The sequence below is a fragment of the Paraburkholderia sartisoli genome, assembly GCF_900107685.1.
Taxonomy (GTDB): domain Bacteria; phylum Pseudomonadota; class Gammaproteobacteria; order Burkholderiales; family Burkholderiaceae; genus Paraburkholderia; species Paraburkholderia sartisoli.
Genome location: NZ_FNRQ01000015.1, coordinates 1 through 11,331 on the forward strand (window position 1 = coordinate 1; position 11,331 = coordinate 11,331).

20 protein-coding genes and 1 tRNA gene are annotated in these 11,331 nt (G+C 62.5%); 1 reads left to right on the forward strand and 20 read right to left on the reverse strand.

What is annotated here, in order from left to right:
* Nucleotides 1-45: 45 nt before the first annotated feature.
* Nucleotides 46-122, forward strand: a tRNA-Pro gene (locus BLV45_RS26205).
* A gap of 70 nt (nt 123-192) precedes the next feature.
* Here BLV45_RS26205 and BLV45_RS26210 read toward each other — a convergent pair.
* The 20 genes from BLV45_RS26210 to BLV45_RS26285 all read right to left on the reverse strand — a co-directional run.
* Entirely contained in the window at nt 193-453 is a 261-nt protein-coding gene (locus tag BLV45_RS26210; protein WP_143130479.1) for a hypothetical protein, read from the reverse strand.
* Nucleotides 450-1,538: a tyrosine-type recombinase/integrase gene (locus BLV45_RS26215; protein WP_245753568.1), complete on the reverse strand. Its 1,089-nt coding sequence runs from the start codon at nt 1,536-1,538 to the stop codon at nt 450-452. Before BLV45_RS26215 ends, BLV45_RS26210 begins: the two co-directional genes overlap by 4 nt.
* Before the next feature lie 2 nt (nt 1,539-1,540).
* Nucleotides 1,541-1,768 carry a DUF4224 domain-containing protein gene (locus tag BLV45_RS26220; RefSeq protein ID WP_090538159.1) on the reverse strand — a complete coding sequence of 76 codons (228 nt, stop codon included), beginning with the start codon at nt 1,766-1,768 and terminating at the stop codon, nt 1,541-1,543.
* On the reverse strand, nt 1,765-1,890 hold the full coding sequence (locus BLV45_RS28130) for a hypothetical protein (RefSeq protein ID WP_281246343.1): 126 nt from the start codon (nt 1,888-1,890) through the stop codon (nt 1,765-1,767). Before BLV45_RS28130 ends, BLV45_RS26220 begins: the two co-directional genes overlap by 4 nt.
* A complete protein-coding gene (locus tag BLV45_RS27690; protein ID WP_176954253.1) occupies nt 1,887-2,042 on the reverse strand; it encodes a hypothetical protein in 156 nt (51 codons plus the stop codon). Before BLV45_RS27690 ends, BLV45_RS28130 begins: the two co-directional genes overlap by 4 nt.
* Nucleotides 2,039-2,365, reverse strand: a complete 327-nt coding sequence (locus BLV45_RS26225) for a PDDEXK family nuclease (protein WP_090538161.1) — start codon at nt 2,363-2,365, stop codon at nt 2,039-2,041. Before BLV45_RS26225 ends, BLV45_RS27690 begins: the two co-directional genes overlap by 4 nt.
* Nucleotides 2,358-2,540, reverse strand: coding sequence for a hypothetical protein (locus BLV45_RS26230; protein ID WP_090538162.1), 183 nt, complete (start codon nt 2,538-2,540; stop codon nt 2,358-2,360). Before BLV45_RS26230 ends, BLV45_RS26225 begins: the two co-directional genes overlap by 8 nt.
* Nucleotides 2,541-2,620: 80 nt before the next feature.
* Nucleotides 2,621-4,783, reverse strand: coding sequence for a DNA polymerase family A protein (locus BLV45_RS26235; protein WP_090538164.1), 2,163 nt, complete (start codon nt 4,781-4,783; stop codon nt 2,621-2,623).
* A complete protein-coding gene (locus tag BLV45_RS26240) occupies nt 4,780-4,995 on the reverse strand; it encodes a hypothetical protein (RefSeq protein ID WP_090538166.1) in 216 nt (71 codons plus the stop codon). Before BLV45_RS26240 ends, BLV45_RS26235 begins: the two co-directional genes overlap by 4 nt.
* Nucleotides 4,992-5,363, reverse strand: coding sequence for a hypothetical protein (locus BLV45_RS26245; protein WP_090538167.1), 372 nt, complete (start codon nt 5,361-5,363; stop codon nt 4,992-4,994). Before BLV45_RS26245 ends, BLV45_RS26240 begins: the two co-directional genes overlap by 4 nt.
* A complete protein-coding gene (locus BLV45_RS27745) occupies nt 5,360-5,860 on the reverse strand; it encodes a hypothetical protein (RefSeq protein WP_218133559.1) in 501 nt (166 codons plus the stop codon). Before BLV45_RS27745 ends, BLV45_RS26245 begins: the two co-directional genes overlap by 4 nt.
* 153 nt (nt 5,861-6,013) lie before the next feature.
* The gene (locus tag BLV45_RS27695; protein ID WP_176954254.1) at nt 6,014-6,172 is read right to left on the reverse strand and encodes a hypothetical protein; all 159 of its coding nucleotides are present in this window, start codon (nt 6,170-6,172) and stop codon (nt 6,014-6,016) included.
* A 238-nt stretch (nt 6,173-6,410) separates the two neighbouring features.
* Nucleotides 6,411-7,325: a hypothetical protein gene (locus BLV45_RS27330; protein WP_143130480.1), complete on the reverse strand. Its 915-nt coding sequence runs from the start codon at nt 7,323-7,325 to the stop codon at nt 6,411-6,413.
* A gap of 57 nt (nt 7,326-7,382) precedes the next feature.
* Nucleotides 7,383-7,973 carry an ssDNA-binding protein gene (locus BLV45_RS26260; protein WP_090538171.1) on the reverse strand — a complete coding sequence of 197 codons (591 nt, stop codon included), beginning with the start codon at nt 7,971-7,973 and terminating at the stop codon, nt 7,383-7,385.
* Between the two features lie 5 nt (nt 7,974-7,978).
* Nucleotides 7,979-8,167, reverse strand: a complete 189-nt coding sequence (locus tag BLV45_RS26265; protein WP_090538173.1) for a hypothetical protein — start codon at nt 8,165-8,167, stop codon at nt 7,979-7,981.
* Entirely contained in the window at nt 8,164-8,421 is a 258-nt protein-coding gene (locus tag BLV45_RS26270) for a hypothetical protein (protein ID WP_090538174.1), read from the reverse strand. Before BLV45_RS26270 ends, BLV45_RS26265 begins: the two co-directional genes overlap by 4 nt.
* Entirely contained in the window at nt 8,415-9,932 is a 1,518-nt protein-coding gene (locus BLV45_RS26275) for a DUF2800 domain-containing protein (protein ID WP_143130481.1), read from the reverse strand. The genes BLV45_RS26270 and BLV45_RS26275 overlap by 7 nt, the downstream gene beginning before the upstream one ends.
* Nucleotides 9,913-10,122, reverse strand: a complete 210-nt coding sequence (locus BLV45_RS27335; RefSeq protein ID WP_143130482.1) for a hypothetical protein — start codon at nt 10,120-10,122, stop codon at nt 9,913-9,915. The genes BLV45_RS26275 and BLV45_RS27335 overlap by 20 nt, the downstream gene beginning before the upstream one ends.
* Nucleotides 10,123-10,128: 6 nt before the next feature.
* Nucleotides 10,129-10,779, reverse strand: coding sequence for a hypothetical protein (locus BLV45_RS26280; protein ID WP_090538175.1), 651 nt, complete (start codon nt 10,777-10,779; stop codon nt 10,129-10,131).
* A gap of 67 nt (nt 10,780-10,846) precedes the next feature.
* Nucleotides 10,847-11,331 (reverse strand): pentapeptide repeat-containing protein (locus tag BLV45_RS26285; protein ID WP_090538177.1); only part of this gene is annotated, 485 nt, incomplete at its 5' end.

Sequence of the window (11,331 nt, forward strand, 5' to 3'; positions counted from 1 at the left end):
AAAGATTGACGGGGTATCGGCGCCCAGATAGAATCTCGGATTCGTCGGAGCGTAGCGCAGCCTGGTAGCGCATCTGATTTGGGATCAGAGGGTCGTAGGTTCGAATCCTATCGCTCCGACCAACGAATATAAGGCTCTCAGGGGCATCGTGAAATTGCTGTCTAATGCGATGGCTAACGATTGTCTAATAAATTACTGACGCTTCAGGGCGCGGATAGCTTCGGCAGCGACTTCGAAGACGTCCCGTTCTTCGTAGCGCACTGCCGATTTCGCCATCTTATCGACGGCTTGTGCCGCTTCTTCCAGCGCCTGTTCGCGGATAGCGTTCACGAACGCCACGAAGCGCTCGGCTTCGTCGCGATCTTCGCCAACTTGCAAACCGTCAAAGCCATTGCCCTTGATAGTGGGGCGGTCTTCGCCTGTGTAGTGGCGCACAACAAAAGGTTCCATCACGCTGCTCTCCCGGGTATGCGAAGCCGAACATCTGCCACCGGCACGTCGCGCTGCTTCAGGTAAATCTCTGTCGTCTTCGTGTCACTGTGCGCTGCTGCGATCTGCAGCGCCTTGATGTCATACCCGGCGCGCTCCGCGTCCGTCAGCGCCTTCGCGCGAATCATCTTCACCGTGTACCCCTTGTCGGCCAGGCTGACGCGTTCAGTGGCGCGGTCCCATGCCGAGCGAACTGCCGTGGCGCCGTACGCCGTGCCGTCGAGCGCGTGGATCACTGGCGCGTCACCGATGCGCGGTTGCGCGTCGAGCGAACGCACGCGATCGAGCACCGCCTCGATCTCCGGATTGATCGTGAAGTCGACGGCAATGCCGCTTGAGTCTTCGGTCTTCGTCGGTACGAAGTGGATGACGCCAGCCGCGCGATCGATCTGTGACCACTTCAGCAGCCGGATTTCGGTCGAGCGCTGCGCGGTCAGATAGCACAGATCGACGAAGCACTGCATCATCGGGCCGGTGTTCACGCGGCCGGTGATCGTCTTGCCCGCTCCGGTCGTGTAGGTGTAGCTCAGCATCGCGGCGCGGATCGCGGCGAAGTCATCGTCGGTGATATAGACCTTGCTCGGCTTCGGCTTCTTGAGCTTCACTTCCTTGCACGGGTTTGTCTTGCGCTTGCGCTCGTCGACGCACCACTGAAAGAAACCTGACAGGAACGCGCGCATCACGCGCTGCATGCTCAGCTTGCCGGCGTACTTGATCTTCAGCCAGTTGTTCACGTCGCCCGGCTCGATGTCGGCAACGTTCGCGTTCCGAAAGCCAGTGCCGGCGTACTTGCCGTAGGACGGCCACGCCTTCTCTTTGTGCAGGTGCTTGTGCTTCAGCACATACGAATCTATCAGGGGGCGCATGTCGCCCGTACCTTCGGGCCGCTCGAAGCGTTTGCGCTCGGCGGCGAGGCGCTCGACCAGCATCGTTTCACTGTCGGTCAGTGCGCACAGCCTGATCCACTTGCCGGTGCGCGGCTCGACCCAATGCCACGCGCCGTGCTTCTGATACACGCGCGGGTACTTGGCTTTCTTGCGTTCAGCCATGATCAGTCGTAACAGAGTTCTACAGGTTGAGCCGTGCGACCGTCGGTCGCGGTGCCGTTCTTCTTTGCGAGCAGGGCGTCGAACTGGATCCACGTCATCACCAGCTTGCCGTCGGCGGCGCGGGTTACGTCGACACCGAACTCGTGCTTGAACCAGTCGGCCTGCTTCGAGTAGCGACGCTTGCCGGTGACGCGCACGAGATCGTCGTCGGCCATCAGTCGGCCATTCATAGCAACCCCACGAGGCGAGCCACCAGCGCCACAACGATGACGCCGCAGGCGGTTGCGATCTGGATTATACGACGTGCGGTTTCCGCCCCTTCCGCATCGATCCGGGTGAGATTGGGGGTCACGATGCGGGCCTCCGGTTGCGCGGTTGGGAAAGCGCTTCGGCCGCCAGGACGTTGATTTCCTGAAGGCGGCGCAGGCGCTGGTCGGGCGTCAGGTAATCGGGCATGTACGTGATCAGTTTGCGGATCACGGCCAGCAGTTCGGCTTCATTCATGGTAGTTCGTCTCCAAGAACGACACGCCGCTGCGGCTCGTTGCGCCACGTCGTCATGTCACGGATGAAATTGTCGACGCCGGTCTTGGTGTCGATCACGCGCACGTCGACGCCGACGGCGCGCAGCCGGGCAATCTCGCGCTCCTGACCTTCACGCGGCTTCTTGCCGGGCTTCTTCAGTTCGACCAGCACGACCGGCACGCCAAGGAATTTCACGAAGCGATCAGGGCCGTGGCGGCGCGCTACCCATTGCAGCTTGCGCTGCTCGCCGCCGTGCGCCTCGACCTGCGCCGTGAAGTAGCTTTCGACGTTCGCTTCAAGCATGCCGGCGTGCTGCGATGTCGAGGTTCAGGAGCTGCAGGCGCAGGTCATTCGACTGGCGCACGCAGAATTTCTCTGTGCGATCGAGCATGGCGCGCTCGCGCTGGATCGCTTCAAGGTGCGCAGCCGTGCGCGCAAGCCGGGCTTTGATCGCGAGCCGACGGAAGAATCGTTTCATGGTCTGCCTCAACTACTTGTTAGGTATGACCGTACTTTAGACTGTTCGGCGTAACCTGACAAGTATTTTTCTACCTGACATCAGTCCTTTTTGTACCGGTATCCGTCGAATCCACCCGCACTTAGGGGCAAACCCGCACCCCACGCCGGCACGGTCGCGATTAGTTCCGACAGGTGTTCGGCGTTGAAGTGGTCCGTGTCAGGCGTTTCGGTGAGCAGTTCGTCGTGGATCGACAGCACGATCTCGTAGCCGGCGGCTTCGACGCCCGGCATGTTGTAGAACAGGACGTCGCGCGCGACCGCCTGACACAGGTTTTCGAAGATCTTCCCGCCGTACGTTTTCACGCGCTGCCACTTCCGGGTGTACTGGTTCACACCCATGTACGAGATGTCACCGTTCTCGTTGACCTGCGGCGAGATGTAGCAAAGGCAGCGCCCGGACGGTAGTTGCACGCGCAGCCAGTCGCCATCGCGGCGCATCACGATCCGTCGTGCGCGCACGGTCGTGCCGGGCGAGCAGATCGCCTGTATGGCGGCTTCTTTCAGTTCGGACCAGTACGACTGCGTCTGCGGATGCGCGCGGCGCCACGCCCGCTTCAGGATGTCGCAGGCGATATACACGTCGCGTTCCAGTCCGAGCGTGCGCTTCTTTTTCGTGGCCCAATCCCATGCGCCGCGTGCTTCACGCAGCACGTCGGCGTCGACCAGATCGAGCGCACCGAACACGGCGGCGCGGATATCGTCCAGTTCCATTTTGTACGTCATCGTGAAAGTGACGAACGCGCCGACACCGCCTTCATAAGCGAGCGCGAGTTCCTGCACCTTGCCGAGCTGGCGACGGTCCTTCGTGACGTCTTCGACCTTGACGCCGAACGAGCGCGCGTACGCGAGGATGTACAGGTCGACGCCCTTGCGGATCGCTTTGCCCTTGGCATCGATGCCGGTGATCGTGTCGTAATCCCGGAACGCCTGCAACTTCCAGTCTTCGCCCGTGAGCCATGCCGCGACCCGGCCTTCGATGTTCGAAAGGTCCGACACGACCATCTTTTTACCGTCCGGCACGACGATCGCGCTGCGGATGATGTTTGCAGTCAGCCCCATGACGTTCGAGAAAACCAGATCCGCACCGTCGCTCTTCAGCGCATCGATGCCGAGCGCGATGTATCGATCCGCGTCGCCGTCGGCCAGCTTCTCGATGCTGAGTTCCTTCGCCATCAGACCGACGTCGGGGCGCGGCATGTTGCCCGGCTGATACAGGCGGTGCGCAATGCGGCCGGTGCGGTTCGCGCCGCAAAACTGGCCGAGCCCGCGCAGGCGCCCGTCGCTCGACACGCCACGCAGCAGCGTTTTGTACTTCGACGTGCTGGTCATCGTAGCTTCGAGCCGGATGCACAGCAGCTCGCGCAACGCGTCGGGCAGTTCGGGATCTGCAATACGGCGTTCGAGCGTGGACTTTTTCAGGTCAGGCAGATCGATGTCGTGCTCGGCGAGCAGATGCGCGAGCAGCTTGTCGCGCTGCGTGGCCTTCTGGACTTCGCCGTCGGTGAGTTCGACCGTGCGCGCGGCGAGTTCCTTCTGTGCCTTGTCGGTCGCGCGCACTGCGGCTTCGGCGAGCGCGGTGTCCATCTGCATGCCGCGCATGTTGATGCGCTGGTCGAGGAACCACAGTGCGCGCTCGTTCGCGTTATTCGGGTAGTTCCACTTCGGCATCTTCGCGTGAATCGCGCGCATGGCCGTGATGTCGCTGCCCGCGTACGCGAGAAAGCGCGCCCACTCGGCGGGGTGCGTCAGGCGCGTGGCGCGGCGCAGTTCGCTGAATGCCGGGCGCGGCTTGCAGAAAAGCTGGATCAGCGCCTTGCCTTCCTTGCTCTTCGCCTGATCCTGCGGCACGCCGAGAATATGGCACAGCAGGTCGAGCGAGCCGGGCAGGCTGTGTTCGTATGCCTGCACCATCGTGTCGCGCCAGCGGTCCTCGGGAATGCGCGCGTACAGTTCCGGCATCGCGTGCGAGAGCACGACGCGGTCGAACATGCCACCGTTTTGCCACCAGAACTCGTCGGCTTCGTCGACGGCCATGTCGAGATCGTCGGGCATGCGCAGATCCGCAGTGCGGTCCCACGTGCCGACCGGGCCATCGTCGACCGCCCAGGTGACGACCATCACTTCGGCGGGTTCGGCGTAGATGTGCGTGCCCGACTTCAACGGCGTGGGCGAGAACGTTTCTGTATCAAGCCAGAGTTTCATAGCAGGTCTAGATCCGCGTCGAAGGTGACATCGGTATCGAACTCTGCTTCGAGTTCCTGCGTGACGTTCTTGCCGCGCTTCTCGTATCGCCAGATCTCGAACGCGCCACCACCGAACGCCGGGGCGTTGGTGACGAGCCACTTCGCAGCCTGATAGAAGTCGCGCGCGCGCGTCAGCACGTGAGCGTGCCCGGATTTGTGGATGTGGATCACAGCGCACTCTCCGGGATCAATTCGACCAGATCGTTAAACCACTGTTCGGCCTGTTCTACCGCGTCAGATACATCGATTGCACGCACAACAAACCGGTGCGCGATGCGCCCGTGCTGCACTTCGAAAACTCCCGATGGTTTCGCCGTGACGATCAACTCGCCGAAACGATCGCTATGCACTGTCACGGGCGCGATCGGCGCACGCGTATCACGCGGCCATGCGTAGTGGGACGTGTAGTCGTGAAAACGAATCGAGAGCCTGCTGTATGCCGTCAGAGCCATCAGCGGGTGCGCGATCGCGTCGTGCACGACAGCCCAAAACAAAAGTTCCTTCTCGTTGCCGCAAGCAGCGCGCGGGTCGGTTCTCATAAAAGCTCCAGTTGTTCAAACGGCATGTCAGGCCAGAAACCCCAGCCCTTCGTCGCATTCGGTTTCCAGTGCATCACCTGCATGTTCATGTGCCAGTGCAGCCCGCACACCAGCTTCCCCGCCAGCGGCACGATGTGCTCCACCACGTGCATCTCGCCCGTCTCCCGCGTCAGCCTGGCGGCTTCCCGGTACATCGCCCGGATCGCTTCCATGTCCGTCCACTTCGGCGTCGCTTGCCACTCCCTGCGCCTGCGTCGCTTGCCACCCAAAGTGCCACCGTGAATAACCGGGGCGCGTCGCTTCTGAACAATAAAGAGCGGGCCAACGTGATAGCCCGTCGTGAGGGCAAGCGTAAGTTGCTCGCCCGAATTCGTCGTGCTCGCGCGGCGTGCCGTCACGATCAAAGAAACACGCGCGTGAGCCCCGGCGGTGGGTCGAGCAGCCGTAGCGGCCAGTCGTGCCGGGCCAGAAATATCCAGAGCAGTCGCAGTCAACATGGCCTGAGTGTTTGATAAGGTCTTTGATCACACAAAACTTCGTGCATCCGCAGTGGCACTTCCAGCCGCGTTTGTATTCGTCCGGATGCCGGTCGAGCGTGTGCCGAGCCCGGCACTTGTCTCGACTGCAGCGGATATGCCAGCGGGCCATGATCAGTTCAGCGAGAAGAACACGACGAGCGACACCGCGAAGCCGGTCAGAGCGCCGAGCAGGACAACGCCGAAGTCGGGATTAGGGAAGAGCCACACGAAGAGCAGGCAGAACGCCGAAGGCGAGAGCCACAGAATCAGCATCCAGACGTAGAGCAACATGACGAACCCCATTAGTAGTACTAAACCGGCATGCTCTGGCTTTCGCGCTAATGATTTAAGCGCACCGCGTTTGCGCACCCCAGCGCCGTGAAGTCGTTCGCGGGCGACGCGGGTTAGCGAGCCAGAGCTTTGTGCCACGCAGCCGGGCGTAGCTTGGAGACGTGCGCCCCACTCTTAGAGATGGCCCAAAGCCATTTCTAAGAGCCCCGCCCGTAGGCGGGACTGTCCTGCTCCCCCGTTATGCTGCTTCTACGTCGATCTGCGAGCGCACCTGATCGAAGAACGCATCGGCCGCATGCTTCAGGCTGTCGGTCACCGTTACGATCTGCGCGACCGCGAACAGCGCGTCGCTTTCGAGCTGGTCGGCGACGATATGTTTGCCGCGCGCGTCGAGCGTCGCGCCGTTGCCAGCCGTCGGACCACCCGTGGGCGACGCGGTGCTCGAATCCGTCGGTGGGGTGATCGGTGTCACGACGGGCGTGGCGGCATCCGCGGCTGCGCTGTCTGATGTAGACGTCGTGGGGGTCGATGCGCTCACTGTGGAATTGCCCGTACTCGTCACGCCAGCGTCGCTCGAAGGAGAAGCCGAAGTTGACGAGGTCAAGCCAGAGTCGTTTCCCACGTCAGCAGTAGCAGGCTCCGTCGCAGATGCCGCCGCACTCGCAGCGGCTTCCACGTTTCCCGAGTCAGTGCCAGGCGAAGACGTGCTCGTCGTCGACGGTGAAGTGCTTGCATCCACAGTCGCAGGAGTCGTATCGGTACCCGACGTATCGACAGGCGGGTTCGTTGTCGTCGACGTACCAGAATCCGTGCCTGTCATAGAACCGTTTCCCAGATCACCTTGCACCGACGGTTCTGTGCCATCCTGCGGTGTAGTCGACGGCTCGCTCGACGACGGGCTCGCGTCGATTGGGGTCGATGCCGGATCCGAAGACGGGGTATCGACCGGTGTGTCGGTCGAACCAGATGAAGCCGGATCGGCAGGGGCCGACGCAGGCGTAACGGGCTCCCCCGAATCACTCACCGGGGTAACCGGCGCGTCGGTGGTGATCGGGGTCGACGGGTCGACGATCTCGAAGTCGGGCTCGTTCGTGAAGTCTGCAGCGAGTGCTTCGAAGACATCGCCGGTCAGCTTGCTTTTGATGCGTGCCATGATGCTTACTCCTGATGTGCGAAAAAGAGTCCGGCGCTTGGCGCCGGGTATGTGCGCTTACGCGATGTCGTCTTCGGTTTCGGGCGTGTCGATCGCGCCCAGTTCGTCCTCGTTGAGCGGCGTGCCAGCGCTGAATGCATCGCCGTCTTTCAGGAACTGGACGCCGCGCAGCGTGGCGCGGATGCCCTTGCCGAACTTGTTGTCCTGCGCCCAGATCTCGACCGTGCCGTTGACGTAGCAGCCGGCGTACGGCTTGCCGTCCTTCTCGCTAAGCGGCGATGCGTCGCGGTCCTTGATGACCGGACGGCCCTTGTCCTGACCGCGCGACGCTGACAGCACGAAGTTATCGGCGTAGCCGTCGTACTCTTTCAGGTTGCCGTCGTACCAGCACATCTTTTGCGGGTTGCCCTGGAGCGTCTTCAGGATCGCATCGGCCTTGGCCTTCCACGCTTCGGCAGCAACAGCAGCGATGACCTTTTCCATCGTGGTTTTCTTCCACGACTTGTCCGGCTGCTGGGTATAAACCGTCTGGCCTTCGGGCATCAGGAAAGCGGCGCGGTAGCTGAACGGGCCAGCGCCTTCGAACTGCTTCGCCTCGAACAGGTCGGGGAACGACAGACGGGCGTTTTCGACTTTGATGATCGTCATGATGGTTATTCCTTAAAGAATTGCGGGTATTGGAGACGGACACGCGCGATAGCGGCTTCCATGACAACTTCGCGCATGAGCGGGTCTTTCATGTGTCGGACTTCCTGCGCCGCCCGGGCAAGCACCATGCGCGCTTCGGACGGCAGTAACGCGCTGAGCCCGTGGGACGATTTGAAAACGGGATTGGTGGTCATTTGTCCAGTTCCTCGATCAGCGCATCGGCGTGTGCGACCGCGCTCTGCGCGAAGTCGGACGGCTTGGCGTCGACGGCCGCCGAGTGAATCAGCAGACCCTGCAACGCCGACGATGCGATCCGGTCGCGCCGCGCCTTGCTGCGCAGCACTTCCTTCTTGATGTTGGCGTCGCGCTCACGAAGCCGGCGCTGCGCTTCGCGTTGCGGCATACCGCCATGCACAAGCGCGGCGACGATTTCGTGGTCGGTTAGCATAGGTCTTCCCCCTCGTCGACGGTCACGACGTTCCCGAACGCTGCGTTTTCCAGATCCGCGACGTTCCCGAACGCTGCGTTTTCCAGATCCGCGACGTACTGGGCCACGACCGGGTCAACGGCTTCGAAGTCGTCAGCCGGTGCCGCGATGACGAGCGCGGGGCGCTTGTCGGATTCGGGCGCCACCGACGGTGCGCCGTCGCGCTGGGTGATCAGCGCTTCTGCTTTCTTCCAGCGGCGCGGCGATTCTTTGGCGAGCAGCTTTTCGGCCTGCGTCGGGCTGATGACCTTGAAGTTGTACATTTGCTCCTGCTTCAGGCGCATCGACTTGAGCAGCGCTTCGGCGTCGTCGACGCTCGACCATGCGCGGGCACCTCGACGACCCTGCACGAGCTTCACGCCGGGCACCACGTTGCCGTTCAGCAGTTCGTACTCGATGCGGCCGCGCACGGCCTTGGCCCACGACTCGATCAGCGGCAGCGCCGGGTAGATCGTGCCGAGTTCGTCAGCCGTCAGCAGGTCGACGGGAAGCGTCTGACCTTTGTCGGCTGCATCGCCGATCGACTCGAAGTCCGAAGACATCGTATCGGTAACGTACTTTGCGAGCGCGGGGCACACGGCCTTGGCTTTGCAGAACTTGCACTGCTTCTCGCCGGGCACGAAGTCACCCATTGAAAGCGGCACGAAGTCGACCGAATCGACGTACAGCATCGCCTGCTCGGCTGCGGGCTTCGCGACGGTCTTGATCCACGTCTGCAGCGCGTCGGGCGTGATCACCCATTCGCTCGGCTTCTCGCTGATGCGCGGCTGGTGGATGACGATGCGCACGCTGGCGAACTCATAGAAGTCCTCGTGCTCGTTGCGCGCGGCTTCGGCGTAGATCATTCCCTGAAAGTTTTCGACGGCGCTCACTTCGACGCCACGACCGTACTTCAGGTCGATCACACAGATTTCAGCGCGGCCGTCAGACCAGACGGCAATCAGCACACAGTCGCTCGTGCCCTTCGCGCCTTTCTCGCCGGTGATGTGCGCGATCGACAGGCGCTGCTCGACGAACATCGTCACCGTGGCGCCGGTCAACTCGTAGGCGTGGATGCGCTCACGAACACCGTCGACATACATCTGCACGTAGTCGGCGCGCTCTTCGTCGACGTCGAACTCACGCTCACCGACCTTGATGATCCGACCCATGTAGGCGCTGGCATCGGTGCCGGCGTCCAGACACCACTTCGCGAGTTCGTGCGACGCGGGGCCGTCGTCAGCGAATTCGCTGCTGTCGTCGGGCTGGTCGAGTTGCGCGGCTGTGGACGCCTTGCAGGCGCTGGCATCGGTGCCGGCGTCCAGACACCACTTCGCGAGTTCGTGCGACGCGGTGCCGTCGTCAGCGAATTCGCTGCTGTCGTCGGGCTGGTCGAGTTGCGCGGCTGTGGACGCCTTGCAGGCGATCCACGTGTACGCGGACGACGGGGAGAGCAGAGCGTGTTCGCGTTCTTCAATGCGTGGCGCGTTCATGATCCCTCCGCAGCTTGGCGCCCTTACGCACGCGCTTGGCTGCAGCGCGTGCGATCAGGTCGCGTTGCAGGGCTTCGGAACGGTCGGCGTAGCGATCCGCCGCAGTGCGCGGCAAGCGGATTCGCGAGGTAAAGCCGAGTAGTGCCGTGGCGGCGAGAAACGAACCGAGAGTAGGGAAGCGCTTACGCATGGCTGCTTACTCCGACGCCATCGAAGCGGTTGCGTCGACGCGGCCCGAAAGCACGTCAAGGCAGAGCTTGAAGAAGTCGGCGTACTGGTCTTCGTCGAGCCCGGTCTTATCCGGCTTCGCGGTCACGGCCTGCGCGCCGAAGCGCGCCAGCACGGCGGTTGCCTGATCGCGACTGATCTTCGCGTTGATCGCGAGAATCGCTTTCTTCACGTTGTCGAGCGAGGCGTCGGCGTCTTTCAGTTCGGCGTACGTGTCAGCCGTCTTGCTGTGCCAGGGCTGCAGATCGGCGGTCAGCACGGTCGAAGATGACTCGCCAGTCTGTACAGACGCTTCGCCAGACGCATTCGCTGCAGCGTCCGCAGCCACATCCTCTTCTGCTTGCTGGATCGCCGACTTGCCGGTCAGCGTCGCATCCGACTTTTTTGCGTCGGCTTCCTTCTGCGCCTTGACCACGGCTTTGACGGCCGGGGACGACGCGGCAGCGGAGCTGGCCTGCGCGGTTTGCAGCGCGCCGGCTGCGGTGAGCGCGGCAATCAGCTCGCGCATCGTGGCTGTGTTTTCCTGCAGTGCGGTTTGCAGCGCGCCGGCTGCGGTGAGCGCGGCAATCAGCGCGCGCATCGTGGCTGTGTTTTCCTGCAGTGCGGCTTCGAGTGACATGGTTGTCGGCTCCGGGTTAGTAGTACTAAAAGCGATTTGGTGTTAGCGGCCTGAACAGGGGCGGCGGTTAGACGGCGGGGGCGAAAGCCGCGCGCTGTGTGTCGTACCAGTCCTGCGCCCATTCGAGCGCAATCTTCGCTGCCTGATTGGTTTCAGGCGTATCGCCCCTGCTGATCATCATGAAGAACCGTTCGGCGGGGCGCGACGGGTCTGGCGAAAGCTCGCGGTAATCGGCGCCGCGCACGTTGGCGATCGTGCCGACGAGGCAAGCGCAAGGGCCTTCGTAGGTGGAACCGTCAACGCGACCGTTTTTCAACGCGTCGATCAGTGCCGGAACTTCGAGCGGGGCTCGCGAAATCACTTCAATGAAATCAGCTTTGATCGGCAGCAGGTTCGCGCCTTCGAGGTCCGCGCCGCGGCGGTTCGCGCCGCGGAGGTTCGCGCCTTCGAGGTTCGCGCCGTACAGGTTCGCGCCGTACAGGTTCGCGCCGCCCAGCTTCGCGCCTTCGAGGTCCGCGCCGCGGAGGTTCGCGCCTTCGAGGTTCGCGCCGT

Coding starts and splice junctions, on each gene's coding strand:
- BLV45_RS26215 (WP_245753568.1), bottom strand. CDS start 1,538: ATGGCTGAACGCAAGAAAGCCAAGTACCCGCGCGTGTATCAGAAGCAC.
- BLV45_RS26220 (WP_090538159.1), bottom strand. CDS start 1,768: ATGAATGGCCGACTGATGGCCGACGACGATCTCGTGCGCGTCACCGGC.
- BLV45_RS27690 (WP_176954253.1), bottom strand. CDS start 2,042: ATGAATGAAGCCGAACTGCTGGCCGTGATCCGCAAACTGATCACGTAC.
- BLV45_RS26225 (WP_090538161.1), bottom strand. CDS start 2,365: ATGCTTGAAGCGAACGTCGAAAGCTACTTCACGGCGCAGGTCGAGGCG.
- BLV45_RS26230 (WP_090538162.1), bottom strand. CDS start 2,540: ATGAAACGATTCTTCCGTCGGCTCGCGATCAAAGCCCGGCTTGCGCGC.
- BLV45_RS26235 (WP_090538164.1), bottom strand. CDS start 4,783: ATGAAACTCTGGCTTGATACAGAAACGTTCTCGCCCACGCCGTTGAAG.
- BLV45_RS26245 (WP_090538167.1), bottom strand. CDS start 5,363: ATGAGAACCGACCCGCGCGCTGCTTGCGGCAACGAGAAGGAACTTTTG.
- BLV45_RS27745 (WP_218133559.1), bottom strand. CDS start 5,860: ATGTTGACTGCGACTGCTCTGGATATTTCTGGCCCGGCACGACTGGCC.
- BLV45_RS27695 (WP_176954254.1), bottom strand. CDS start 6,172: ATGTTGCTCTACGTCTGGATGCTGATTCTGTGGCTCTCGCCTTCGGCG.
- BLV45_RS27330 (WP_143130480.1), bottom strand. CDS start 7,325: ATGGCACGCATCAAAAGCAAGCTGACCGGCGATGTCTTCGAAGCACTC.
- BLV45_RS26260 (WP_090538171.1), bottom strand. CDS start 7,973: ATGACGATCATCAAAGTCGAAAACGCCCGTCTGTCGTTCCCCGACCTG.
- BLV45_RS26265 (WP_090538173.1), bottom strand. CDS start 8,167: ATGACCACCAATCCCGTTTTCAAATCGTCCCACGGGCTCAGCGCGTTA.
- BLV45_RS26270 (WP_090538174.1), bottom strand. CDS start 8,421: ATGCTAACCGACCACGAAATCGTCGCCGCGCTTGTGCATGGCGGTATG.
- BLV45_RS26275 (WP_143130481.1), bottom strand. CDS start 9,932: ATGAACGCGCCACGCATTGAAGAACGCGAACACGCTCTGCTCTCCCCG.
- BLV45_RS27335 (WP_143130482.1), bottom strand. CDS start 10,122: ATGCGTAAGCGCTTCCCTACTCTCGGTTCGTTTCTCGCCGCCACGGCA.
- BLV45_RS26280 (WP_090538175.1), bottom strand. CDS start 10,779: ATGTCACTCGAAGCCGCACTGCAGGAAAACACAGCCACGATGCGCGCG.